Origin of the sequence: Geodermatophilus africanus (genome assembly GCF_900107105.1) — a bacterium.
GTDB classification, from domain to species: Bacteria; Actinomycetota; Actinomycetes; order Mycobacteriales; family Geodermatophilaceae; genus Geodermatophilus; species Geodermatophilus africanus.
This window is the reverse complement of record NZ_FNOT01000010.1, coordinates 151997-175909: the sequence shown is the minus strand read 5'-3', so window position 1 is coordinate 175909 and position 23913 is coordinate 151997. Positions and strand designations below refer to the sequence as shown.

The window sequence follows — 23913 nt, the reverse complement described above, 5'->3', positions numbered from 1 at the left end:
CGTGGCGTTCCCAAGATCTGTCAGCCCCCTCAAGTAGCGTGCCGTTACCGCTGGGGTCCAGCCGCAGGCGCTCCGCGAGCGCAGGATGAGGGAGAAAAATGCCTAGGCCGACCAAGCGTCTTCCGACGCGGCAGCGGCCATGGGCGCCAGACGCGGTCCTGGACAAGCCCAAGAGTCTGGAAAACCCCAAGTTCTTCGACCAGTCCGTATTGAGCCCCCTTCGGTATCCGGGCGCCAAGCGTCAGTTGACCCCCATAATCGAGGGGATTATCCGCGCTAATGTGCCGCCGCCTCGACTGCTAGTTGAACCGTTCTGCGGTGGCGCAACGACTGCGCTGCGCTTGGTTGGCAGCGGCGCGGTCGAGCATGTAATCCTGGCCGACGCCGACCCGCTCGTCTCTTCCTTTTGGTATACGGCGGCCTTTGAGACCACCTGGCTGATTAACCGAATGCAAGAAGAGGAAGTATCCGTGGCCCGGTGGGATTGGTGGCGCGCGGCTGAGCCGACATCACGCCGGGAGCAGGCATTAAAGTGCCTATTCTTGAACAGGACGACCTTCTCTGGCATCTTGCACGGACGTGCCGGTCCTATCGGCGGTCGCGCTCAGACCTCTGCCTACAAGATTGACTGCCGGTTCGGCAAGGAGGGTTTAGCCCGACGGATTCGCGCTATCGGAGAACTGGCTGACACTGGTCGCATCCTCGATGTGTGGCCTAGCGATTGGGCGACCACACTTCAGAGGGTCAAGCGCACCTTCGGTGACCTAGACGCGGGCGAGATCACCGTGTACCTCGATCCACCTTATGTCGAGAAGGCGCCGTACCTCTACGAGTGGTCGTTCGAAGACCAAGCGCACGAGGCCCTAGCCGAGGCTCTCCGGGACTGCTCCGACTTTAGGTGGCTGCTCTCCTACGACGACAACCCCGTCGCCCGCAATCTCTACCCGGACGGTGGTGGTAGGACCAGTCTGCTCGTACCTCACCGGTACACAGCCGCGGGCTCAAACAGTCGGACAGTGCGAGACGAGTTGCTCGTCACCAACTACCCGGACATTCCGGACTCGGATCGGTACAGGTCCGTAACCTCCCCGGTTCCGTCAGTGTGACCTGGTAGACCTTCGCGCCAGGCCATAGCGGCACGGAGTAGGGCCGTCGCCGCGCGGAGTGACGAGGGAGACCACGGTGACGCTGACGGGGATCGCGGCGCAGGTGAGCACGGGCACCAACCCGCTCACGCACCTGTTCGCCGGAGCCAAGCGCCTGGGGGGCGTGTACCACCTCGACTACGAGCGGGCGGTGATCATCACCGACGACCACACGAAGCGGGAGTGCGGTGGTGTGCCCCGGCACGGTTTCCTGCTCGCGGCCGCGACCGTCCCCGATCAGGAGTCTCAGCAGCCCCTCGACGAGGACGAGGTCATCCTGCTCCGGGTCAGGAACGTCGCCCAACTGCCCAACCAGGCCGAGGTCGTCGCGACCCGCCTGGCAGCCATGCGAGATGCCGACCTGCGGGACCGTCCGCCGTCCGATGTCCTCGACGCCCTGACCAGCAGCCAGATCGAGTTGTCCGCGTTCGAGTGCGAGGTCCTCGGCACCTTCTACCCCAGCACCGCCGGGGGTCACCAGTTCATCCAGTGGGGCGCCGACCTGGACAACGTGTACGCGGGGGCTCGGTACTTCGTCTACACGCCCAGCCCGGAGGTGCTGTCCTTCATCGCCTCCTACCCCGAGCGCACCGAGGATGAGATCGACCGCGGGGACGAGCCCAACCTGATCACCCTCGGCCATGTCCGCTTCGCCTCGACGCGCCGCCGCGCCGAGAGTGCGGGCCTCGCGCAGGTCCCGGTCCACGTGCGCGTCACGGACTTCATCTCCCGGAAGACCGCCGTCCTCGGCATGACCCGCGCAGGCAAGTCGAACACGAACAAGACGATCTGCACGGCCGTCTTCGAGCACTCCCGGATGACCGACGAGTCAATCGGTCAGTTGATCTTCGACCCGCAGGGCGAGTACGCCTCCGTCAACCAGCAGGACCAGACCGGTCTCCGCCTCCTCGGTGAGGAGTGGGTCCGGATCTACAAGTTCCGCGCCGACCCCGCCAACCCGCAGGAGGAAGCGCTCACCCTCAACTTCTACAACCAGCAGGAGTTGGTGGCCGTCCGCGGGCTCATCGAGGAGTGCGTCAGCGATCTGGACGCGGGCTACGTGCAGGCATTCCGGGCCGCCGAGGTCACAGAGCCCGACCAGAACGACTACGCGACCCAGGGCGCCTTCCAGGCCGCCCGTCAGCAGGCGTCGCTCGGCCGCTTCGCTCTCTACGCCCTCCTGGCCAAGGCCGGGTACAAGGTCCCCACCGGCTGGAGCGGCATCCGGATCCAGATGGCAGGCGCGATGTCGACCCTTCTCCTGGCCGACCACCCGGACGCGGTCACCCCCGACACGACCGCCGGGTATGTCCGGATCAACACCGCAGACGGCCTCCAGAACGCGATGACCTGGCTCTGCAAGCGGCTGACCGAGGCGGCGTCGAAGGCCGGCCTGCCGCAGCAGTACGCCAGCCTCGACTTCACCAAGTGGCAGAACGCCGGCGCCTGGAACGCGATCCGCGCTGCGTACGACGGCACCGGCGGGACCGCCGTACTCAACCACCTGAAGAACTACGTCGAGTTTCACGACCCCCGGTCGTCCGGAAACTTCGTCCCCAAGGTCCTCAAGGACCTCGCCGACGGCAAGATCGTCATCGTCGACCTCTCCTACGGATCCGAGCGGGTCGGCACCCGGATGTCCGAACGGCTCGTACGAGGACTGCTCGACGCCGCCAACAACCGGTTCCGCAGCAACCTCCCCGCCCGGAAGATCCAGATCGTCGTCGAGGAGGCCCACCGGTTGTTCGACCGGGAGAACTCGAACAAGAACGACACCGACCCGTGGGTACGCCTGGCGAAGGAGGCCGCCAAGTACGAGATCGGGCTCATGTATGCCACGCAGGAGGTCTCGTCGATCGACCCGCGGATCCTCTCGGCCACCCACAACTGGGTCATCGCTCACCTGAACTCTGACCGGGAGACGAGGGAACTCGCGCACTACTACGACTACGCCGAGTTCGCGGACGAGATCCGCCGGTCGGAAGACCGCGGCTTCGTGCGGATGAAGACCTTCTCCGGCAAGTACATCGTGCCGGTGCAGGTGGCCAAGTTCGACCACTCCATGATCAACAATGCCCGCATCGCCGCGGGGCTGCTCCCCATCGACGCCCCGAACACGGGCATCTGATGCCGTACGAGCAGGAGCGCGCCTCCCGCCTGGGGCACCTTCCGATCGCGCAGAGCCCCATCGTCACCGAGGCCCTGGCTCGCTGGGACACCCCCACGATCGAGATCAGCGATCCAGTCGAGATCACCCAGCGCACCTTCGATCTCACTCACTTCGCGTCACCGCGGCGTCCGGCGACGACCCATGTCATGGCCTTCGACGGCTCCAACCAGGAGGTGGAGGCCAAGACCAAGTACCCCTCCGTCCGTGTGGGCTTCATACAGGTCGGCGCCGTCCTGCTGGACTTGGAGAAGTTCCTCAACTCCCGCGACGACGGCCTCGTGGACGCGCGGCGACTCCAGCGGGCGCAGACCACCAAGATCGTGAATGCGGTCTTGCCCAGTTCGCAGGTGACGCGACCGGGGATGTCCGGCGTTGACTCCTGGCGCGTCGAGTTGTACGAGACCTTCTGCAACCAGGTGGTGCAAGACTTCGGCTCCGACTTCTCACTCATCGATGCCCTGCTGACCCTTCACGGCACGCCCGGGACCCCGGCGCCTGCCGTTCCGCTCGGCCGGTGCCCCACGTGCGACGACGAAGGGCAGCAGGTCACGGCCGAGCCGCAGAACTGCACCAACTGTCAGGCGCCGATATATGCAACAGACCTTCTCCGCACGCACGAGGAGTACAGCGAGGAGGGCTCGAACATCGAGATCCTCACCCGAACCATGAACCTCGCCGAGCGGCTCCTCACCATCACCTACATGGACGGCTTCGCCCGCACGACCCCGGCCGTTCTCGGTCAACTCATGTTCATCACGGACGGACCGCTCGCCTTCTTCGGCCCGACCGCGCCACTGAAGCGTCGGATGGTGAACTACTGGGGAAGCCTCTGCGAGGCCCTCGCCAAGGGCGGCTTCGCACCACCGCTGGTTGTCGGCATCGAGAAGTCCGGGGCCTTCGTCGATCACGCGAACGCACTCGCGGAGCACATGTCGCCCGAATCCGTGATGGTGCTGGACCAGAAGTACATCGCTGAGCACGTCCGCCGAAAGGCATCGGACAGCATCTACGGCAAGGACGAGTTCTACGGACGCCGGTTCTTCTACAAGAGCAGCACCGACCAGATGATCGTGGCCACCTTCCCACGCATTCCCGCAGGTCAGCCCTACGAGGCTGTGAACACGAGCGGCGGCACAAATCCGGCGGAACAGCCCTCCAGTTACCCGACGCTCCGCCCGACGCTCGAAGCCCTGGACCGACTCCAGACCCGCCTGTACCCGAACGCCGTAATCCCTGTTGCCTTGGCCCACTCAGCGTCCTCGTTGCCACTAGGGACTGGGCGCAGCGTCCTCACCCTGCTGGCCCAGGACGGCCTTGGACTCGACCGCAGTTCGATCGGGCTCGCTCGGCACCAGACGTACATGTAAGGGAGGCGACGAACAAGCGGATAGGAAACGATGGCCGACCGACCAGTGCCTCGAGCCCGACTACGGAAGGAAACGGCGAAGGGGAGGACGTATCTGACCGCCTCGTGGGAGCGCAAGAATACATCGACGCCTGGACCACGGGCGTAGACGTACCCCACCTCCAGCAGGCCAGTGGGTGGCAACAGACCGATGAAGAGCATCCACCCGACACCGGAAAACCAGCGTACCGAGTGGTCTATAAGACCTTGCGCATGATCCCATTTCCCGCCGTGGAGATGAAGTGGCCACATTTTCGCGTCACCTTCTACTGCGGCGACGTCGAACGCGGCGGGATTCGCTTCAATGACACAATCCCAGGTCGTCGATCGGATCAAGAGGTCGTCCCGGAGCACGGCCGCGTACTCGATGACGGCCACGGCTACGTCACTGTACATGAACTGTCCCAACCTGCACTTCAGCACCGAGGGGTGGAAAGAAACCGTGAAAGCCGTTGCCGCTCTTGAAGTCGTCTTGGTTGGCGACGAACCTTCAGAGGACCACGCCACCCTCATCGAGGCTGGTCGAGTAGCAGTGGGCCCCCTGCTCACCATGCTGGAGTTTGAGTTCGGCCCGCGCCTCCTATCTACTCGATTGACCAAGGAGGCTGGAACGACGTTCGACGACTGGCACTGGAACAGGCGATTGTCTACGGGGGTTCCAGACCGCAGTTTGGCTTGACGGACTCCGGCCGTGGCTATGTCGTCGGGACACGCCGTCGATCCCTTGGCGGAGGACGCGAACCCTGTCACAGTGCCCGTGCGTAGCAGCACGAGCGGGCCTGCTCGCCATGGGCGGGTCCGTGACCGGGGGGACGTGAGCAGATGCGCTGCGAGGTGGAAGCCCCGGCCCCAGCCGGGGAATCGGAGATCGGCTCAACTCCCTTTCTGGAAGGCTGGCGGGCCGCTCTGGGGGAGTCCGGCATCGGCAGGGTCCTGGAGCGCGTGGGGGCTGTGCCGCTGACTCTCATCGGCTGCTTCGCTACCTTGATGACCGTCATCGCAGTTCCCCTCGGGCTGTGCCTATGGCTGCTGTTTCCGTTAGCCGACGCCTCCGGCAGCCTGGGGGCAGATCCGGTCTTTGGTGCGGCCCTCCTACTGCTCCTTCTGGTTCGCTTTGCCTCCCTTCCCTTGGCAATCCGGACCACTCGGAAGGCGGCTCGCATGGACATTGCCAAGTCATTTTTCCCGCGACTGCGGAAGCAGTACGGCAGCGACCGGGAGGGGTTGTCTCGGGCCATCATGGCCATCCAGAGGGACCTCAACGTCAATCCGCTCAACTCCTGCCTTCTGGCGCTATTCGTAGTTCCGCTGCTCGGCGGCTTCTGGGCGCTCCTGAAGGGTCTGACGATCCGGTCGGAGACGGGCACCTTCGCCCCCCGCTTCATCCCCGAAGACAGCGCCATGTACCGCCACCTAAACTCAATCACCGATCTGTACACCTGGGGGATGGACCTGACCCTGACAGTCCCCGAGGTGGGCCTGTGTGCACGCCTGACTCCCTATCTGCTAGGTCTGACCGCCACCGTCGCGCTCCAGTGTGTGCAGGTACGGCCACAGTGGAGGCAACACCGACCAGTGGCCGTCATCCTCGTTGTGGGGTCGTTCGGGGCTACGTACTTGCTGCCGATTTTCTTCGTCCTGCTGAAGGTGGCCGACAGCATCTTCCTCATCGCGCAGGTGCCGTTCCTTAAGCGCGTGAAGCGGAGGGAGTTCACCCGCCTCCGGAATGACCCGGTCTTCATGGCATCGGTCGCTGAGTTAGTAGCCGACTACTTGCCCAACCAGGACCCGCCACAGCCACCTCATGGGCACAGCCCCGGACGCGGCGCAGTCGACCCGGACGACTTGCACCGATGAATGCGACTGCTGATGCTCGCCGCCCTGGGTCCAGTCCTCGCGCGGCTGCCTCGTCGCTGTCGGACATGAGTCAGTGGGCAGGGCATCCCGGTCACGCGGCGGCCGACGGTCAACAGATCACCGTCGTCCCGTCCCTGTAGAGACGTGGTGCGCCTGTTGCCCACCACCATGACTGCTACGCACCGTTCCCGGGAACGTGGAAGGAAGCCGCCGATGAGCGTCGCGCACCTGCCCTGCGCCACGTCGGCGCCGACCCTGGCCGAGGCCACCCGCCGGTTCCTGCGCCGGGACGCCTTCGGGCCGACCACCCGGGTCGCCTACGCCGCTACCCTCGACGCCTTAGCAGACGAGGTCGGCCGGGACGCCCCGGTGGACCGGCTCACCGACCGGCAGGTCGAGGCCCTGCTCGACCGGTGGCACGACAGGGCTACGACCACCTTTAACCGGCACCGCGCCGCGCTGCTGTCGTTTTTCGGCTGGTGCGTCGAGGGCCGAAAGTGGATCCCGACCAATCCGGTCGCACTCATCGAGCCGCGCAAGGTGCGGCGCCGCACGGAGGACGAACGCGGGGAACGACCCATCGACCGCGACCTGCTTGCCGACCGTTGGGGCGCTCGACGACGTGACCGGCCGCGACCGGCTGCTTTGGCGGATGGCCTACGAGACCTGGGCTCGGGCCGACGAAGTGCTCGGTGAACAGCCTCCGGGACGTAGTCCTCCTTCCGCACACCTTTGGCGTCTATGCCGTGGCGGCGGCGATTCTGGTATTCGACGCCGCGTGCTTCTGGGAGAGCAAGACCGCGCCGGGCGTGGCCACCTTCGCCCGGCCCCGCAGTTACTCGACGCAGGGACGGTCGCTACGAGAGGATCACCTCTGGAGCGGCGGTTGTGGCAATGAGTCGTCTGTTGAGGCGCATGCGGTGGCCTCCCTAGAACGAGTCAGCCCGTGGCACTGGCCGACGGCAGTGCCACGGGCCGGCTCGCCCTAGGGGAACTGTCGCCTCACCCGAAGGAGGACGGGCCACTGCTGAAGAGCCAAGGGGCCGGGTAGGACTCCGGCCAAGGCTTCAGGGACCCCGTCGAGCGCTGGTACGTGGTGGAGGGCGGCCCTCCTGCATCGTTCTGTGACCGGCCGCTGGTACAAAGCAAGGCAGCGCTCGCGTGCTGCGCTGTACGCGAGCGCTGGGCTATATCGGCCCTGCCCTACCTGGAGGTGACATGCGGTTCACGGTTTTGCCCGCCGCTGGCCGCATTCCGCGCGATGCCAGCCAAGGCGCGTACCTGCACACTGACAACTGGGATGATTGGTTTCGGTTCAGCACTCAGTATTACCTAACCTATGTCGACGCGGATGGCATCGCACACGACATCGGCCAAGTCAAGATTGGGCAGTTCGGCATGACGAAGGACCAACGTCGGCCGTCTATACCCGAGAACTTTGAACAACTGACCGACGAGTTCTTCTCCCTCGGTCAGGACGCCAGTTACTACGAAGGCTTGTCTGCCATAGGTGATGACGTACGTGAAGACGTCCTTCAATCACTCCGAGACATCGCCTTGAGCGGCGACCTCTACGCCAGGGCCTTGAACGAGGACGTCACCGGGATCTCATTGATGCGAGGGGTGCCCGCGACCACCATCGAGGGCCAGTTCAGTCGACTGGCTCGCGGTGGTGCTCGCCTCTCCGACTACCGATTCCGCTACACAATGCCAGCGGCGGGCCGGGAAAGACGGGAACCCGTCTCGCTTGACTTTGACGTGGTGGCCGAATCGAACCCTCCGACAAACATTCATGTCGTTATCGGTCGAAACGGCGTCGGCAAGACGCGCCTCCTCAACATGATGACGCGGGCACTGATCGACAGGCAATCCGACTCGAAGGACGTCGGAACCTTCAACCTTCAGGACTCCGACGGGCAAGATGTCTTCGCCAATCTCGTGTCGGTAACCTTCAGTGCTTTCGACGCTTTCGAGCCACTATCGACTCCGCGGAACTCCTCTAAGACTGACGTAGGCTATACCTATGTCGGGCTCAAGCGGACCCGCCGGAACGCGGACGATAAGCCACTTCCTCCAAAGAGTCCTGCGACCCTAACTAGGGAGTTCGGGGACAGTGTCCTGCTCTGTGCAAGCAGCCCTGCACGCCTCACCCGTTGGCGCCGAGCACTAGAAGCACTTACCGGCGATCCACTGTTCGAGGCATTGCGAGTCACCGAACTCGCTAGCGAAGGACCCAGTGAGGCGGTCAAGGAGTCGGCCCAAGCTCTCTTTCGGGGGCTGAGTTCTGGGCACAAGATCGTTCTACTGACCATCACCCGCCTCGTCGAACGAGTTGAGGAGCGAACGCTGGTGTTGCTCGATGAACCAGAGGCGCACCTGCACCCTCCGTTGCTTTCCGCATTCGTGCGCGCCCTGTCCGACCTGTTGATCAACCGTAACGGAGTGGCGATCATCGCCACCCACTCACCGGTGGTTCTCCAAGAGGTGCCTAAACACTGCGCCTGGACTTTGCGCCGCACTGGCCGAATCGTCACGGTCGACCGGCCAGAGGTAGAAACCTTTGGAGAGAACGTCGGTGTGCTCACACGCGAAGTATTCGGACTAGAGGTTTCCCAGTCGGGCTTTCATCGATTGTTGCGTGAAGCAGTGATCGAGGATGAGGGAACCTACGACGAGGTCCTTGCTAAGTTTGGTGGCGCGCTTGGGAGCGAGGCGCGCGGTCTCGCTCAGGCGCTCGTCGCTGCCCGACGAGCGAGAGGCCGCCTGTAACGTGTGGCCGCTCCCCCTTCCGACGGTGACGAGTCGGGCTAGTGTACGTGCATGTGCAAATGGCATATCAGATGATGCGCAGAAGGCCAAGTATCTAGCGGTCGAGAGTGACGTTGCGGCCGCAGCCGCCAAGTTCGACGCAGCCGCTAGGACACAAACCCTTCATACTCTCAATGGCGCGTCATTCAACGTCCCGGGCATGACCAATAAGGAGATGGTCGCGCTCTACGACAACGGAATGGTCCGTCGGAGAGACGGGCGCGCCATCTACGACGACCTCATGACGGCACACCCCACGCAACGGTGCTCCTTCTGCGGTCATCGCACAGTCAGCACACTTGACCACCACCTGCCAAAGACGGTCTACTCGGCACTCACCGTTGTGCCAAGCAACCTCGTCCCCGCTTGTAAAGACTGCAACAAGATTAAGGGCACTAGGACTCCCGCAACCGCTACAGAAGAGCCCATTCATCCATACTTTGAGGATCTGGAAGCGGACCTATGGCTACATGCGAGGGTGGAGCCACTGTCCCCCGCGACATTCGTCTTCTTCGTCAGTGCGCCAGATGCGTGGAGCCCGACACTAGCCGCGCGCGTTCGAAACCACTTCTTCGACTTCGAACTGGACTTCTTCTACGGCGCGCTAGCCGCCGATGAACTGATCGGCATTAGGGGTTCGCTTATAGATCACTTCGGCGCAGGTGGAGCCGAAGGGACGGCCCGAGTCGTCGTTCATCTACAACGAGAAGCGGCTAGCAGGCACTCCGCACGCGTCAATAGTTGGCAGACAGCCATGTACAGCGCCATGGCCAGCGATGCATGGTTCTGTTCCGGCGGCTTTCAGTAACGGCAGTTCACCCCGACAGCGTCCTATAAGGTCGGCCGGACAGTGGTGCTGCGCGTGCTTGATGTCTTCACCCGTCGACCACGACGACGCCATAAGACGACAGCCTTGACGACCCAGCAAAGAATGGGAATGCGCGGCGCCGGATTCACGCTGGCGGAGATTATTAGGCGGGCGGGGCTATCCGAGTCTGGAGTCCTCAAGCGGCTCCGTGCAGCGCAGCAGTAGGTCTTTCCGTTGGATTGCGGGGGCTGGAAGCACATCGACGCTAGGCTTAGCGGCCAACTTGAGCAGATGCGCGCCGCCGACCAGATTCTCGGGTGAACCGTTGCGCAGGGCGGCGTCAATGTAAAACCCCGAGCGGCCGTGGGCTTATCCAAATCCTTGCCGGTTAGGCTCCTGGCGCAACTCGCAGCGGCGTACGGCGGCGGACCGGCAAGTCCCGGTCCGCTTCCTCCACGCTTCTAAACGGTGCCCGTCGACAGCCTTCGCAGTAGTGGCTGCGACCGCGGTCCGGCGGCAAGGGTGTCAGGCAGTCGACGCAGCGAACGTCGACGTCGATGCCTGGGGCGCCCCGAGAGTTGCACATCCGTGAAGGCTCCCTAGCCACGGGAAACCTGCGATGCTGTCTCCCGCTTTTTGACTCATAATGCTGAGATTGGTAGAAGGGAACAATGAGAAGGGGGTGATACCAGATGTTGAACATCAAGGCGATAGCGATGGCGGCCGCTATGCAGCGTGACTTGTGGTGGAGGACAATTCGACTCAATGCCCAGCAGGCATGCCTAGCCCTGCCAACGGGTCATTCCTTGCCCTTGGTCGAGCGCGTGGCGAGAGGCCACGCCGACTACAAGCAGGAGCAGAAAGCCCAGTTGCCAAGTTGCTTGCACGCAACACGGCAAATCGCTGAGTAAGCGCGGGGCCGGTGGTGCAGCGCCTTGCACCACCGCCCCCGCCGCCCACGCTTCAACCCTGCCGCGGCTTCTCGTCCGCTCCGCGAGATCGGAAGAGCCCGACCACTACGGACAACCACCACCGGCCCTCGTGTGGTCCCGACGAAGTCCTATCGACCTAGACCCTCACAAGCCGCCGTTACGTCACCAACGTGATCGGCATCGGCGGAGCGGCGCCTGACGACCATGACGTTCACCTAACAGCGCGATGAGCAGGTCGAGGCACTCCTCCTGCCGCACCTCGCCGACGACGAGGCGCGAGGCCCGGTACCGCCGGGAGCGCAACGAGGCCCGCGCCCAGCTCAAGGCCCTGGAGCAGCGGATGGAGAACCTGGTGACCCGGGAGGTGGCCCGGATCGCCTCCGACACCCTGGAGGACGGCTTCGACCTGATCGTCTTCATGCCCGGCGACTACAACGACATGGTCGACAAGAACGGCGCGGTCGATGCCGAGAAGGTGACCGAGTACGCCCAACAGCTCGTGCAGTGGAAGCCCGGTCTCGCCAAGGGCGCGCGGGTGCCAACGCCCGGGTTCGGTCAGGGCCGCCGGGCGGCCGTCGACCAGGGCAGTGGCGTCACCTGGAGTTCGGTGCTGCGCGGACACGAGTAGCAGAGCTGCATGGAAGGGGGAAACCAGGATTTCAGGGTTCGGGTCCCTGACTGGGTGGTGCTGTGGTGAGTGACCTGAGGTAGGAGGAGATCCGCTTCCACGCGCCGGCCTTCTGCAGCTCAACCACCCCAAAGCCGATGCTCGCCACCCCACCGCCGATGCCCGCCACCCCGAAAACCAGGAGGCCCGCGCGCAGAACGGCCACCCCAATGCCGATCAACGCCACCCCGCCGCCGATGGACGCCACCCCGAAAAGCAGGCTGCTCGCGCGCAGGACGGCCACCCCGATGCCGATGAACGCCACCCCGCCGCCGATGGACGCCACCCCGTAAACCAGGTTGCCCTCGCGCAGGACGGCCGCCCCGAGGCCGATGAACGCCACCCCGCCGCCGATGAGCGCCACCCCGCCGCCCAGGTCGCTGTCGCGCAGGACGGCCACCCCAATTCCGATCAACGCCACCCCGCCGCCGATGAGCGCCACCCCGAGGAGCAGGTCACTGTCGCGCAGGACGGCCACCCCGGCGCCGATGACCGCCACCCCGGCGCCGATGAGCGCCACCCCGATATGCCGGCTGCTCGCGCGCAGCTTGGCCGCCCCGAGGCCGATGAACGCCACCCCGCCGCCGATGAGCGCCACCCCGAGGAGCAGGCTGCTCGCGCGCAGGTTGGCCGCCGCGAGGCCGATGCTCGCCACCCCGCCGCCGATGGCCGCCACCCCAAGGAGCAAGTCCATGCGATCCTCGGCCCTGCTGGGTATGAGCACCGCGGCAGTCGTTAGGAGGGACGCCGTCACGGTGGCGTAGCCTGCCCAGTCCCTTTCCGAGACGACGACTGCCACAACGGAAGCGAGCGCCGCAGAGGCCACGAGGCCCCACGTCGCGATGCGGATCAGCGGTGCCCCCGGTTCGAGCCGCCGAAGCCAGTCAGAGGCGTACAAGACCGCAGCCAGTGCCGCCACGCCAGCCGCGCCGCGATAGCCAACATCCGTGCTCAGCGCATTGACGCCGAGGCCAAGGGCGACCCCCTGCAGCAGGAAGCCACCCACCTGCCGACGCCGTGACTGTCGTCGCTCACCGTCCTCAGGGCCCCGCTCCCCCTCCACGGCACAAGCATGGACCGGCCGCAGCGAATGCGCCGGGCGCGCTGACCGGGGGATGCATGAGAGGTCTCCCGCGACGGTGTCATGATCAGTAGGTAGGTAGGTAGGTAGTCCGGCGCTGTGGTCAGCGACCCGGTGCCGGGCCAGCATCGCGCCAGCGGCGCACCCAAGGGTCCGTGGCCCGAGGGATCACCCCCATCCACACCGGGGCTGACTCTCGGAGCCAGCACGCATGACCCTGACCACCGGCACCGCCGGACCCCTCCTCACCCCTGAGCAGGTCGAGAGCCTGCTCATCAAGCCCGTCCTGGCCGCGTCCGTGGCGCTCAACCCGTTGTGCTCACGGGTGCTGCGGCCGACCGCACCGTCGGTCCGGCTGCCGAGCGTGACGGCCGATCCCACCGCCGCGTGGGTTTCCGAAGGCGCTGAGCTGCCGGTTTCGGACCTGACCATGGCCGAGGTCGACGTGGTCACCAAGAAGGTGGCCGGGCTGTCCGTCGTCACCAGTGAGCTGGCCGAGGACTCCAACCCGGAGGCCACCGCCGAGGTCGGGCGTGGCCTGGCCCGGGACATCGCCCGCAAGGTCGACGCCGCGTTCTTCGGTGACGGAACCGCCAACGGCGGGGAGCAGCCAGACGGGCTGGCCGCCCTCACCGTTGGCGCGGGTGGCGTGCAGGACATCGCCGCCGGGACCGCCCCGACCGACCTGGACGCCTTCGCCGAGGGCCAGATGCTTGCCGCGAACGTGGGCGCGCAGCTCACCGCCTTTGTCACCAACCCGGCGACCGCGCTGGTGCTGGCCAATATGAAGGAGGCCACCGGCTCGGGCAAGCCGCTGCTCCAGCCGGACCCGACCCAGCCGACCCGCCGGGTGATCTTCGGGGTGCCGCTGCTGACCTCCCCGGAGGCCCCGGTCGGGACGGTGTGGGGCCTGCCCGCCGAGCGGTTGGTCACCGCCGTCCGGCGCGACGCCGACGTGCAGGCCGACCGGTCGGTGTTCTTCACCTCCGACCGAGTCGCCGTGCGGGCCACCTGCCGGGTCGGCTTCGGGTTCCCGCACACCGCCGCGCTGGTCCGCATCCGGCTGGCAGCGAGCTGACCGACCACCTGGCCCGGCGTCAACGTCACCGGGGCCTGCCGCCTGAGAACCGGCGGGCCGCACGCCGGAACGATGGGAGCCCGACGCCCGGTCCCTGGGGTGGCTCACCAGCGCCGGACGCCAGGACATGACGGAGCCCGCGGGAGGATCCTTCCGGCGGGCTCCGTTCGGGCGGCAACAGGCCCGAACCGGTGAATCTGGCCGAGAGATGCTGGGTCTGCGAGCCGAGACAGGGCACCATCCGGCGACGTGAAGTGCCGTCTGATTGGCCCCGTGGTGGCCGCGCTCCTGCTCGTGACTGGCTGCGGTGGAGAGGGCGGTGCTCCCGCCGCTTCGCCTACCCAGGCTGCAGAGACATCCGCCACCGTCGACCCAGACGCCTACGCCCGCGACATGCTCCAGTCGTTGGACGAAACCGAGCAACAGATTGACGCCACGCCGGAATCCGCCTCCAACGACTACGGCTGGGGAACCATCGTCACCTCATACGAAGCGCTGGCCGCCCATTGGGAGACACTGACGCCGCCTGAGGGTCAGGAACTGCGACACCGCCAACTGACCTCCCAGGCCCGCGCCGTAGCCGATGCCTCTGCGGAGGTGGCCAGCCTGCCCCTGAGCGAAATGGGCTACGGAGCTGGCTTGGACGTGGTGAGGGCTCGCACGGATCTGCGAACGGCGGTCGCGGGCTTGAGCTGAGTCCGCCCGACAGGAAGGTGGCCGGGACGACGTACGCCCTCGCCGCCGACCGGATCCGCACCGTCGTCCGCTCGGACGCCCGCGTGGAGGTCTCCTCGCACTCGCTCTTCACCAGCGACCGGGTCGCAGTCAAGGGCACCCTGCGGGCCACGGTGGCCTTCACACACCCGGCTCACCAGCGCCGGAGCCAGGACATGACGGAGGCCCCTGGGCAGGTCCGCCCAGGGGGCTCCGCTGTCGTCTAGATCTTGGTCCAGTGGTTCCGGTACATGTAGTCAAGCGCCGGGAACATGGCCTCCTCGGCGCTGCGTGCCATCGGGCCGTGGACGTGCAGAGGGCTTACGACCTCGCCCGAGGCATTCCGGAGGTACAGCGACCAGCCCCAGCCGGTCTCCGGGCGCATCTCGGGGGCGAGGAACGGTGGGTCGTACTCACTCAATGACGGCGTACCAACGACCGTCTCGTCCTGGATCTCAATGCGGCGCGTCATCCGGTCCTGTCTCCGGCCACGAGTCCGTTTGTCTGGACGTGAGAGATGCCGTAGGTGCCGTAGTCGACCGCTGCCGGGTCGGGCTGCGGTGACTTCCCGAGCTGGAGTCCCTGGCGCTCAGCGATGAACGTCAGCCACTCCTCCTTGGGGTTCGTCATCTCCACGACCATGTCCATGGCGTCCTCATCGAACGCCTGCCGTTCGGCGGGGGTGACGCAGTCGGGGCAGACCTCGTGCGGCTGGCCGTCCTCGTCCTCGATGACCTCCCAGTCATCGGGGATCTCGTCCTGGACGGCACGAGGGCAGCGGGAGCAGGTGGTGATGTGCGGCATACGGGTCAAGCTAACCGTACGTACACAGGATCGCTACCCTGAGTCAGAGTTCCTTGACGGAGTCCAAGATCGCCGCGAGCCGGACCCGCTCCGGCGGCAGGGCCGCCAAGTGGGTCCCCCGCCCCCACTCGTGATCAAGCCGGTAGCTGACCGACGCCCGCCAGGATCCGTCCGACTGCCGGACCCACGCATCCTGAAAGCCCTCAACCCATCGACCGTCGTCAAGCTGCACCTGGACCACGCGCGGCGGATCGATGCGGCGCAGGTCAGAGGCCATGTCGGGCACCGTAGAGTCCGGTCCCGACGGTCCCCTTACGTGTGCAGTTGGGTTGACTTCGCAAGCTTGAAGACCTCCTCGCAGGTGATCACCCGTTCCCGTGCCGGGATGGCCGCGCTCAGGCAGTTGAGCAGCGTGGTCTTGCCGGCCTGGGTGCCGCCGGCGACGAGCACGTTGAGGCCCGAGACCACCGCGGCCTCGAGGAAGCGCGCCGCCTGCGGGGTGAGCGTGCCCAGCGCGACCAGCTCGTCGAGGGAGTGCGCCTGCAGCACGAACTTGCGGATGTTGACCGCCATGTGCCGCCGCGTGATGTCCGGGATCACCACGTGCAGCCGCGACCCGTCGGGCATCGTCGCGTCCACGAACGGCGTCGACATGTCGATCCGCCGTCCCGAGGTGCGCAGCATCCGCTCCACCAGGTCGGCCAGCTCACCGGGCGCCAGGATCGTCGTGGTCAGCTCGCTGCGACCCCGCCGGGCCGCGAACACCCGGCCGGGCTCGTTGACCCAGATCTCCTCGACCTCCGGGTCGTCAAGCCACCGCTGCAGCGGCCCGAACCCGGCCACCCGGTCGAGCACGTCGCGCACCACCGCGTCGGCATCACCGATCGGCGGCAGCGCCGAGGTCAGCGACCGCTCGGTGTAGTCGGCCACCACGTCGCGCACCAGCAGCCGCACCGGACCGGGGTCGGTGAACGGGTCCAGCCCGCGCCGGCGGATCAGCTCGCGCACCTCGCCGTCGACGACCTCCAGCGCACTGGTCGGCACGGCACCCCCGTCGTTCCACCCGGTCAGGACGACGACGGACAGTAGGAGAACGCAGCGGTCCGCGGGCGCCGGTCGCCACGATCTGTGGACGACGGACCCGACCGGCCCACCCGGTCGGGTGTCACCCGCCGCCGGGGGCGGTCACCTCAGGGCGAGGTCTCGGAGCCCGGCCGTCGCCAGTGACTCCCGCAGGCGGGCGAGGATCCGGGCGCGGGTCGGACCGATGCTGCCGACCGGCATGCCCAGGCGGGCGCTGATGTCCTGGTAGCTGATCGGTGGGGACGCGATGAGCAGCTCCATCAGCTGCCGGTGCCGGTCGGGGAGGTCGGCCAGCGCGCGACGGACCAGTACCTGCTGCTCCCGTCGCAGCGCAGCCGCCTCGGGCCCGTCCTCGTCGGGGCCGTCGAACCGGATCCCGCTGCCGGGGCCGCGGTCCTCGTCCCAGTCGGTGAGCTGTTCACGGCCGCCCTGGCGGATGACCTGCAGGCACACCCGCTGGGCGGTCGTCTTCAGCCAGCCCGCCACGTGCCCGGGTTCCCTGAGGTCGGCGATGTGCTCGACCAGCTTCAGCCACGTCGTCTGCACCGCGTCCGCGGCCTGCGCCTCGTTGAGCCGGAACCCGCGGACGACCGACCACAGCAGGCCGGCGTACTCGTCGACGATCGCGTCCCAGGCCGCCGGGTCGCCCTCGGCAGCGCGGCGGACCAGCACGGTGACCTCGGCAGGCTCCATGTTCCTGTTCCTCTCCTCGGCTCGGCGCATCGCGCCGACACGGGAGAGGTTCGGGAGGCCGCGCTAGCGGAGCGCCAGCCGGACGAAGACGCTGGTCAGCGCCAGGAGGAGCGGGCCTCAGCCGCGGGGGGTCAGCCGCTGCGCGAGCGCGCGGGTGCGCGGCTGGGGTGGCACCCCCAGCTCGCGGAGCATCTGCAGGCAGCGCCGCATCGCGCGGTGCGCGTCGACGAGGTCGCCGTCCGCGAGGTGGACGGCGACGAGCAGCTGGTGGGCGTCCTCCGAGCAGTCGTCGGCCCGGAGGGCACGCTCGGCGAGGGTCCGGGCGGTCGCGGTGTCCCCCCGCGCCAGCAGCAGGTTGCCGGCCCGGACGGCGCTCGAGACGAACCTGCCCCGCAGGCGGTCGCGCTCCCACTCCAGCCAGGTCCCGCCGGCCACGTCGGCGAGGAGGTCCCCGCCCCACAGCTCCGCCGCCTGCAGGTAGGCCGGGAGTGCCGCCGAGGGGGCGCCCTGGCGCTCCAGCCGGGCGGCCTCGTCCAGGGCCCGCTCGAACTGCAGCACGTCGATCTCCAGCGCGCCGCCGGTGACCAGGTGCAGCACCGGGCCGGCGCTCCGGAGGAAGTACGGCGGGTCGAGCTCACCGCGGTCGGGTTCGAGGACGTTCTGCAGGTAGGCGAGGGTCACGCGCAGGTTCCGGCCGGCCGCGGCGTCGTCGAGGTCGGGCCACAGCTCCGAGGTGATGGCGGTCCGGGTCGGCCGGTCGTGGGTGAGCAGGTAGCCGAGGAGCTGGCGCACCCGCTCCCGGCGCAGCTCGGGCGCGGTGACGACTCCGCCGTCGCGGCGGAGCTCGAGCGGGCCGAGGACGCGCAGGTGCAACCGTGCGGTCGGCACCGCCGGGATCGCGCGCAGCAGCGAGCGGGCGGTGGCCGCGAGGGCGGGGGGTGCCGCCGCGGCCTGGGCCCGCAGGGTCGCCCGGGCGGGGGGACCGAGGTCCTCGACGATCGCCCGTGCACCGTCCTGACCGGCGGCGACCAGCCCCAGGGCCAACTGTGCCGTCCACGGCACCGGCAGAAGGGCGCGCAGGACCGGCCAGGCGCTGGGCGGGACGGCGCCGGCCGCAGTCGCCGACCCGCGTTCGCGCAGCTCGACGAGCGCCCGGGCCCCGGCGTGCAGGTCGGCGAGGGCGCCGGGCGGCGGGTCGGCGTCCCAGCGTCCCCGGACCTCGGGCACCAGCACGTAGAGCAGCGGCAGCGCGACCGGGGAGGTCCGCAGCGCACCCGAGAGGCGCCCACCGTTCGACGGGACGATCGACCGCAGGGCGGCCGCCGCCTGCTGCTCGTCCCCCGTCGCCAGGGCGTGGAAGGCCTCGGCCAGCGTCCGCGCAAGAGGGGCCCAGGCGACCAGGGAGGCGCTCAGGACGGGCCGGTACCTCCCGAGCAGCTCCCCTGCCTCCCCGTGCCGCCCCAGGACGTCGAGCACGGAGACCGCACAGGCCACCAGCTCCGGCGAGGTCAGCACCTTGGCCGGCTGCATGTCGGCGAGCAGGTAGGGCAGCAGCCGCTCGGCCTCCTCCAGCCGCCCCCGCAGGCGGAAGGACTCGAGGAGGAGGCACCGCGAGATGCCGTGCACCGGGGTCGCCGGGTGGGACAGCGACCGGCGGGCGAGCACCTCGCCGGCCGCGGCGTCGCCCAGCCTCAGCAGGACGAGGTGGGCGTGCAGCCAGTCCTGCACCGGGTTCGGCGGTGGCCGGGACGACAGTCCGGGGGCCGCCAGCGCCGAGCGGACCTCGTCGACCGAGTGCGCCAGCACGCCCTGGAGCAGCGCGACGAACGCCGGGGCGCCGGGGTGCCCCTCCCGGGCCAGCTCTGCCAGCTCCTCCAGCAGGAACTCCATCCGCCGCCGGTCGTTGCCCCAGAACGCCAGGTGCACCAGCGCGTTCAGGCACGCGTAGCGCACACCGGGGACTCCTCGCGCGGCCTCGAGCGCCTGCACCAGGAACTCCTCGGCCGCGGCCGGGCTGGCCTGCTCCGCCGCCATGGCGGCCAGCAGCAGCCCCTCGGGGCTCCGCCGCACCTCGGGCGGCAGTCGGTGCAGCCACCCCTCGAGGACGTCGGTCGGCACCAGCGCGGTGCAGCACTCGCAGACCTCGACGACGAGCCGGCGGACGTCCTCCCACGCCCGGGCGTCGAGCAGCAGGCCCATCGCCTCCTGGTACTGCCCGCGGCCGCTCAGGACGGCCGCCGCGGTCCGTCGCGCCTCCGCCACCTGCCCGGAGTCCAGGTGGTGCTGCAGGGCGGCGGCCCACAGCCCGTGCAGCGACCACCACCCCGAGGGCGACCGCACGACCAGCGGGAGCCCCTCGAGCAGGGACCGCAGGTCCACGTCCTCACCCAGCAGCGCCGCGGCGATCTCCTCGTCCGCGCCGCCCACGGCGACCAGCAGCGCGAGCGCGTGGCGGCGCTCCGGTGACAGCTGGGTGAGCAGCTCCTCCCACACGTACCCGCTGACGGCGAAGGGCCCCGCCGTGGCCGTCAGCTCGGCGAGCGCCGGCCAGCCACCGACGTCGTCGAGCAGCTCCGGCGGCACGCCGCGGGACTCGGCGAACGCGGCCACCTCGTCCTCGCGGAACTGCAGGTCGGTCTCGCGGAGGACCACGGCGTCGCCGCTGGCCACCAGCCGGGAGACCGACAGCGGCAGCGGCGGGCGGGAGGCGAGGACCAGGTGCCCGTTCCTCGGCAGCTCCCCGACCAGGTGGCGGAGGAAGTCCGCGGCCGGTGACCCCGGCAGCACCAGGTGCACGTCGTCGAGGACCAGGGCCACGTGGCGCGGGGCCGCGCTCCACAGCGCCTCGGCCACCGCGGCCGCGGCCTGCCGCGGCTCCTCCGGCACCGGGGCGGAGAGCCCGACGGCGGCGAACGCGCCGGAGGCCAGGACCGACAGCGTGGTGTCGTCCTGCTGGCAGGTCAGCCAGCGGTCCTCCCCCGCGGGCGAGAGGGCGTTCTCGCTGACGGCCTGCCCCAGCAGCGAGGTCTTCCCGAAGCCGGCCGGTGCGACGACCGCGGTGAGGGGGCGCTCGAAGCGGCTGCGCAGGACGTCGAGCAGCCGGGGACGCACGATGAGGTCCCGATTGGCGAGGGGCGGTGCGTAGCGGAGCGCCCGACTCATGTGCCGACTGTAGGGACGGTGCCACCGTCGGCACACCCGGATTCGTTCCGGCTGATGCGCCGCTAGCGACGAATCCGGCCGGGGGTGTATCAGCACGGGGAGCTCGCGCCTCTGGAGAGTGCGGACCACCTCGGACCCCGGCCTGGCGGTCTGCGGGTGTGCGGCCGGGTGCCGGAGGGAGGCGGTCGTGGACGAGCGCGACGGGTACCGGGGGGACGACCGCCGGCTGATGACGCTCCTGGCCGAGGTGCCGGGTCCGGAGGCCGACCGTGCGGAGGCGCCGACGTCCGCCGCGGGGGGCGACCGGCCCGCCGAGCTCTCCCTGGAGGACGTCGTCGCCGCGGGGCGGGCCGCGTTCTGCTGGCTCGACGTGGTCGTCACGGTGCGAGACCTCGCCCGGCACCTCGGGCCGGCCGCCGGGGCCTCGACCGCCTGCGAGCCCGGCTCCCGGCTCGGCCGCTCCCGTACCGGATCGACGACGACCTGAGGGCGCGGGGCCGTCCCCGCCCCGACGTGCGGCGCACGGCGCGGAGTGGGCCGTTCGGGGCGAGCGCGGTCAGGCCGGGAGCTCGTCGATGCTCGACGGCTCCCGCTCCCGCACCCCGTTCACCGTGTGCCGGAAGTCGCTGGACCGCGCGTACGCCTCGCGACGGATGCGCATGATCGAGCCCAGGGGTCGGTGGGCCTCCAGCGCGTGCCACGGACTGAACGACAGGACGTCGTCGGCGTAGCGGCGACGGGCGTCGCTGTACGGGTCCTGGGCCGGCAGGTGCAGGACCGCGACCCGCTGGTGCGGTGACAGCTCCTCGGGCCAGCGCTTCGAGGCGTCCTCGATCGGCATCCGGCCGACGTCGACGCACAGTTGGGCCCGCAGGTCGTACTCGGCGCTGTGGTGGGCGAAGAAGCCCGCGACCAGGTCGCGCAGCGCTGAGTCCCCGGCGCGCCTGCCCACGGGCCTGCCGGTGAGCGCCCGCACGTCCTCGGACCGCGGGGCGGCCGAGATCTTGGCGACGTGGTCGCCGTAGCGCAGGGCCGCCATCGAGTGGAAGGTCTCGCCGAGGATGTGGTGGTTCGGCGCGGCCAGCGCCTCGAGGGCCCGCGGGGGCCGGAGCCCGAGGCGGGCGGACACCCGGACGGCGATGCGGGCGCCCAGCCTGGTCGACTGCTGCCACAGGTCGCTCTCGCGGGGCTGCCGCTCGAGCAGCTCCTGCAGCTCGGCGTACTCGCCGACCGTGCCGAAGGGCAGGGTCGGGTGGTTGACCAGGAGGAAGTCCTGCGTGGTGGCGCCGTCGTCGAGGGCCCGGGGACCGTCCACCCCGATCACCTTGATGGCCATCCCGCGCGGGGCGGGCACCCGGTCGGAGCGGAGGTCACCGGGCGAGGTGGAGAAGCGCACGATGACCGGGTAGCTGCGGGGGCCGGCGAACAGGCCCTGGGCGAGGTGCGCCGGCAGGTCCGGCTCGATGCGCAGCTCGCCGGCGAGGACGCCGTGGCTCTTCGCGTGCGCGTCGCGCAGGCCGTGCCGGTGTTTGGCGGCGACCTGGCGGTTGGCGCGCTCCATCGCCCCGACGATCTGGCGGACGAGTTCCTGCTCGTCCGGGAACGGCTGCTCCAGGTCCGGCCGGTACCGCACGAAGCCGGGTGTCGTGGTCACGGGGGTCATCGTGTCGCCGCCGAGCCGGTGCGGGTGAAGGTGACCAGCGGCGCGGTGCCCTCGCCGGGGGTGTTCCGGTCGACGAGGTCCTGCAGCCGACTGGTCCGCTCGATCTCGCGCTCCCCCGCTCCGGAGAAGGTCTCGGCACCGTAGACGCCGGGCGCGAGCAGCGGGTTGGTGAGCGCCTGCGAGAAGGCGTCCACCGCCACCATCGTGCCCATCACCGGGGGCAGCGCGGAGTTCCGCCGGACGTCCTCGGCGAAGAGTCCGACGTACAGCTCGACGTCGTCCACCGACCGGTACCGGGCGGCCAGCGCCCGGCCCACCTCGGGGTCGGCGGAGAAGTCGCGGAAGGACCGCAGCCGCGGGTAGCCGCAGGCCTGGCGGTACGCGTTGAAGCCGGCCAGTGCCGCCGTCCGGCCGATGGCGATCGTGCGCTCCTCGACCTCCCGCAGGAACTCCGCGGTGTTCCGGATCGCGATCTCGGTGCTCGGCTGCCGGGACGCCTCGTCGAACAGCGCGGCGAGGCCCTGCTCGGGGACGACGTCGGTCTCCCACAGGACGTCCCCGGCCGACCGTCGCACGCCGCCGACGACCAGCTCGGTGGGGACGAGGGGGTGCCAGCGGTAGAGCAGGTCGAACTCGATGGACATCCAGTTCTGCCGGTACCACTTCTCCCCGACGCCGATCCCCGGCTCGACGAACAGCTTGAAGTGGAACGGCGTGATGTGGTTGATGTAGTCCTCGATGACGATCTTGAGCAGGATGACGATCAGTGTGTTGCGGGCCGCCTGGAAGACGTGCTCGTCGTCCCACTCGGGGTGTTCCTCCGCGATGAGGCCGGCGAGGCGGTTGTGCTCGCGGAGGAAGAGCGTGCTGAGCATCACGAAGCCGTAGTGGATGTTGCCCCGCGGGATGCCGAGGGCGAACAGGCTCCGCTTCTGGGCGTCGGTCAGCTTGCCCAGCTCCACGGCCTTCCGGTCGGCGCCGGGGTAGCTGAGCGGGAGGTCCTCGAACTCCGGCTGGACCTGCCCGTCCGGGCCGAAGTAGTAGGGCGGGAACTCGCCGCCGTTGATCTGCTGGCTCTTGAGCCGGCCGCCGGAGCGGGTCCGCAGCAGTGCGGTCACGTCCTCGGTCTGGCCGTAGAGCTGGCTCAGGTCGATGTCGTGGGTGGAGGTGTTGCGCGTCGGGTCCTCGGGGTCCGTGCGGAGGAAGCCGTCGACGAACCACTGGGCGAAGTGGGAGAACAGCAGGGTCGACTTCGCCGACACCCGCGGCTGCTCCCGGCGGAACAGCTCCGCGACCGACGCCGCCGGCTGCAGCCGCTGCTGCAGCTCGTCGTCCGGCGGCAGGTGCCGGGCGCTGTACGTGCGGTCGGTGAGCGACTCCCACGACGTGTACGGGGTCTTCGTGCTCAGGACGTTCGGCCGCGTCTCGAGCTTGGAGACGAACCGGGTGATGAGCAGCCGGTTGGTCGCCGACCGGACGCCGGGCAGCCGTCGCAGCAGCGTCCAGACGGGCTCCAGGTGGGTGACCGCCCAGAGTTCGGCGCCGTTGCGCCAGCCGTTCCTGCGCCAGTACGACCAGTGCGCTGCGGTCGCGGGAACGGCCGGCACGCTCGTCGCCTCAGCGCCTCCACCCGTTGCCACGGCTGCTCGGGTTGTCGTTGTCACGGCCGCTCCTGTCGACTCCTGGTCCCGGACGGGACCGCCCTGCGCACGCGGGGCCACGGAGTCTTCGGAGGAGGCGTCACCGCGCCGTCACCGCGCCGTCACCGTGTCCGCCGGGGCGCACCGGGGGCATGGGAGCACCCCGGGCCGGAGCCACCTCGACGGCCGCCGGCCGGCCGTCC

Annotated in this window: 22 protein-coding genes; 13 read left to right on the top strand and 9 right to left on the bottom strand. The window is 68.7% G+C overall.

Going from position 1 to position 23913, the window contains the following annotated elements; all coding sequences use genetic code 11:
• The first annotated feature begins 98 nt into the window (after window positions 1–98).
• The 9 genes from BLW63_RS17915 to BLW63_RS17880 all read left to right on the top strand — a co-directional run bounded on the left by BLW63_RS17915 (window position 99) and on the right by BLW63_RS17880 (window position 11753).
• On the top strand, window positions 99–1106 hold the full coding sequence (locus tag BLW63_RS17915) for a DNA adenine methylase (RefSeq protein WP_091159207.1): 1008 nt from the start codon (window positions 99–101) through the stop codon (window positions 1104–1106).
• A 76-nt stretch (window positions 1107–1182) separates the two neighbouring features.
• On the top strand, window positions 1183–3273 hold the full coding sequence (locus tag BLW63_RS17910) for a helicase HerA domain-containing protein (protein WP_091159205.1): 2091 nt from the start codon (window positions 1183–1185) through the stop codon (window positions 3271–3273).
• Window positions 3273–4682 (top strand): hypothetical protein, encoded by a 1410-nt coding sequence (locus BLW63_RS17905; protein ID WP_091159202.1) that lies wholly within the window; start codon window positions 3273–3275, stop codon window positions 4680–4682. Before BLW63_RS17910 ends, BLW63_RS17905 begins: the two co-directional genes overlap by 1 nt.
• A 432-nt stretch (window positions 4683–5114) precedes the next feature.
• Window positions 5115–5399, top strand: a complete 285-nt coding sequence (locus BLW63_RS17900) for a hypothetical protein (RefSeq protein WP_139263645.1) — start codon at window positions 5115–5117, stop codon at window positions 5397–5399.
• 308 nt (window positions 5400–5707) lie between these two features.
• On the top strand, window positions 5708–6577 hold the full coding sequence (locus BLW63_RS17895) for a YidC/Oxa1 family membrane protein insertase (protein ID WP_170856836.1): 870 nt from the start codon (window positions 5708–5710) through the stop codon (window positions 6575–6577).
• 213 nt (window positions 6578–6790) lie between these two features.
• Complete coding sequence (locus tag BLW63_RS17890) at window positions 6791–7273, top strand: phage integrase N-terminal SAM-like domain-containing protein (RefSeq protein ID WP_091159194.1); 483 nt, start codon at window positions 6791–6793, stop codon at window positions 7271–7273.
• Between the two features lie 522 nt (window positions 7274–7795).
• On the top strand, window positions 7796–9346 hold the full coding sequence (locus tag BLW63_RS17885) for an AAA family ATPase (RefSeq protein WP_091159191.1): 1551 nt from the start codon (window positions 7796–7798) through the stop codon (window positions 9344–9346).
• 199 nt (window positions 9347–9545) lie between these two features.
• Window positions 9546–10193 (top strand): HNH endonuclease, encoded by a 648-nt coding sequence (locus BLW63_RS26215; RefSeq protein ID WP_139263641.1) that lies wholly within the window; start codon window positions 9546–9548, stop codon window positions 10191–10193.
• A gap of 1158 nt (window positions 10194–11351) precedes the next feature.
• Complete coding sequence (locus BLW63_RS17880; RefSeq protein WP_091159189.1) at window positions 11352–11753, top strand: hypothetical protein; 402 nt, start codon at window positions 11352–11354, stop codon at window positions 11751–11753.
• Between the two features lie 31 nt (window positions 11754–11784).
• Here BLW63_RS17880 and BLW63_RS17875 read toward each other — a convergent pair whose 3' ends face one another.
• The gene (locus BLW63_RS17875; RefSeq protein WP_091159186.1) at window positions 11785–12798 is read right to left on the bottom strand and encodes a hypothetical protein; all 1014 of its coding nucleotides are present in this window, start codon (window positions 12796–12798) and stop codon (window positions 11785–11787) included.
• A 286-nt stretch (window positions 12799–13084) separates the two neighbouring features.
• On the opposite strand from BLW63_RS17875, the gene BLW63_RS17870 reads away from it, so the two are divergent.
• The 3 genes from BLW63_RS17870 to BLW63_RS17860 all read left to right on the top strand — a co-directional run bounded on the left by BLW63_RS17870 (window position 13085) and on the right by BLW63_RS17860 (window position 14892).
• Window positions 13085–13951, top strand: coding sequence for a phage major capsid protein (locus tag BLW63_RS17870; protein WP_091159184.1), 867 nt, complete (start codon window positions 13085–13087; stop codon window positions 13949–13951).
• Window positions 13952–14200: 249 nt separating this feature from the next.
• Window positions 14201–14647, top strand: a complete 447-nt coding sequence (locus BLW63_RS17865) for a hypothetical protein (RefSeq protein WP_139263639.1) — start codon at window positions 14201–14203, stop codon at window positions 14645–14647.
• Between the two features lie 17 nt (window positions 14648–14664).
• The gene (locus BLW63_RS17860; protein WP_091159179.1) at window positions 14665–14892 is read left to right on the top strand and encodes a hypothetical protein; all 228 of its coding nucleotides are present in this window, start codon (window positions 14665–14667) and stop codon (window positions 14890–14892) included.
• Here the strand turns inward: BLW63_RS17860 and BLW63_RS17855 are convergent.
• From BLW63_RS17855 to BLW63_RS17830, 6 genes are all read right to left on the bottom strand, one after another.
• A complete protein-coding gene (locus tag BLW63_RS17855) occupies window positions 14889–15137 on the bottom strand; it encodes a hypothetical protein (RefSeq protein WP_091159176.1) in 249 nt (82 codons plus the stop codon). The genes BLW63_RS17860 and BLW63_RS17855 overlap by 4 nt on opposite strands.
• Entirely contained in the window at window positions 15134–15469 is a 336-nt protein-coding gene (locus BLW63_RS17850) for a hypothetical protein (protein ID WP_091159173.1), read from the bottom strand. The genes BLW63_RS17855 and BLW63_RS17850 overlap by 4 nt, the downstream gene beginning before the upstream one ends.
• Window positions 15470–15512: 43 nt before the next feature.
• Window positions 15513–15746: a hypothetical protein gene (locus BLW63_RS17845; RefSeq protein WP_139263637.1), complete on the bottom strand. Its 234-nt coding sequence runs from the start codon at window positions 15744–15746 to the stop codon at window positions 15513–15515.
• A 35-nt stretch (window positions 15747–15781) separates the two neighbouring features.
• Window positions 15782–16513, bottom strand: a complete 732-nt coding sequence (locus BLW63_RS17840; protein ID WP_244522648.1) for a TadA family conjugal transfer-associated ATPase — start codon at window positions 16511–16513, stop codon at window positions 15782–15784.
• A 141-nt stretch (window positions 16514–16654) separates the two neighbouring features.
• Window positions 16655–17245, bottom strand: coding sequence for an RNA polymerase sigma factor (locus BLW63_RS17835; protein ID WP_091159167.1), 591 nt, complete (start codon window positions 17243–17245; stop codon window positions 16655–16657).
• 117 nt (window positions 17246–17362) lie between these two features.
• The gene (locus tag BLW63_RS17830; protein WP_091159164.1) at window positions 17363–20407 is read right to left on the bottom strand and encodes a BTAD domain-containing putative transcriptional regulator; all 3045 of its coding nucleotides are present in this window, start codon (window positions 20405–20407) and stop codon (window positions 17363–17365) included.
• Window positions 20408–20594: 187 nt separating this feature from the next.
• Here BLW63_RS17830 and BLW63_RS17825 point away from each other — a divergent pair, with 187 nt between their 5' ends.
• Window positions 20595–20894, top strand: a complete 300-nt coding sequence (locus tag BLW63_RS17825) for a hypothetical protein (RefSeq protein WP_139263635.1) — start codon at window positions 20595–20597, stop codon at window positions 20892–20894.
• Window positions 20895–20963: 69 nt separating this feature from the next.
• Here the strand turns inward: BLW63_RS17825 and BLW63_RS17820 are convergent, their stop codons facing one another.
• Window positions 20964–22070, bottom strand: a complete 1107-nt coding sequence (locus tag BLW63_RS17820; protein ID WP_091159159.1) for a catalase family protein — start codon at window positions 22068–22070, stop codon at window positions 20964–20966.
• The gene (locus BLW63_RS17815) at window positions 22067–23677 is read right to left on the bottom strand and encodes a peroxidase family protein (RefSeq protein ID WP_244522647.1); all 1611 of its coding nucleotides are present in this window, start codon (window positions 23675–23677) and stop codon (window positions 22067–22069) included. Before BLW63_RS17815 ends, BLW63_RS17820 begins: the two co-directional genes overlap by 4 nt.
• Window positions 23678–23913 lie beyond the last annotated feature (236 nt).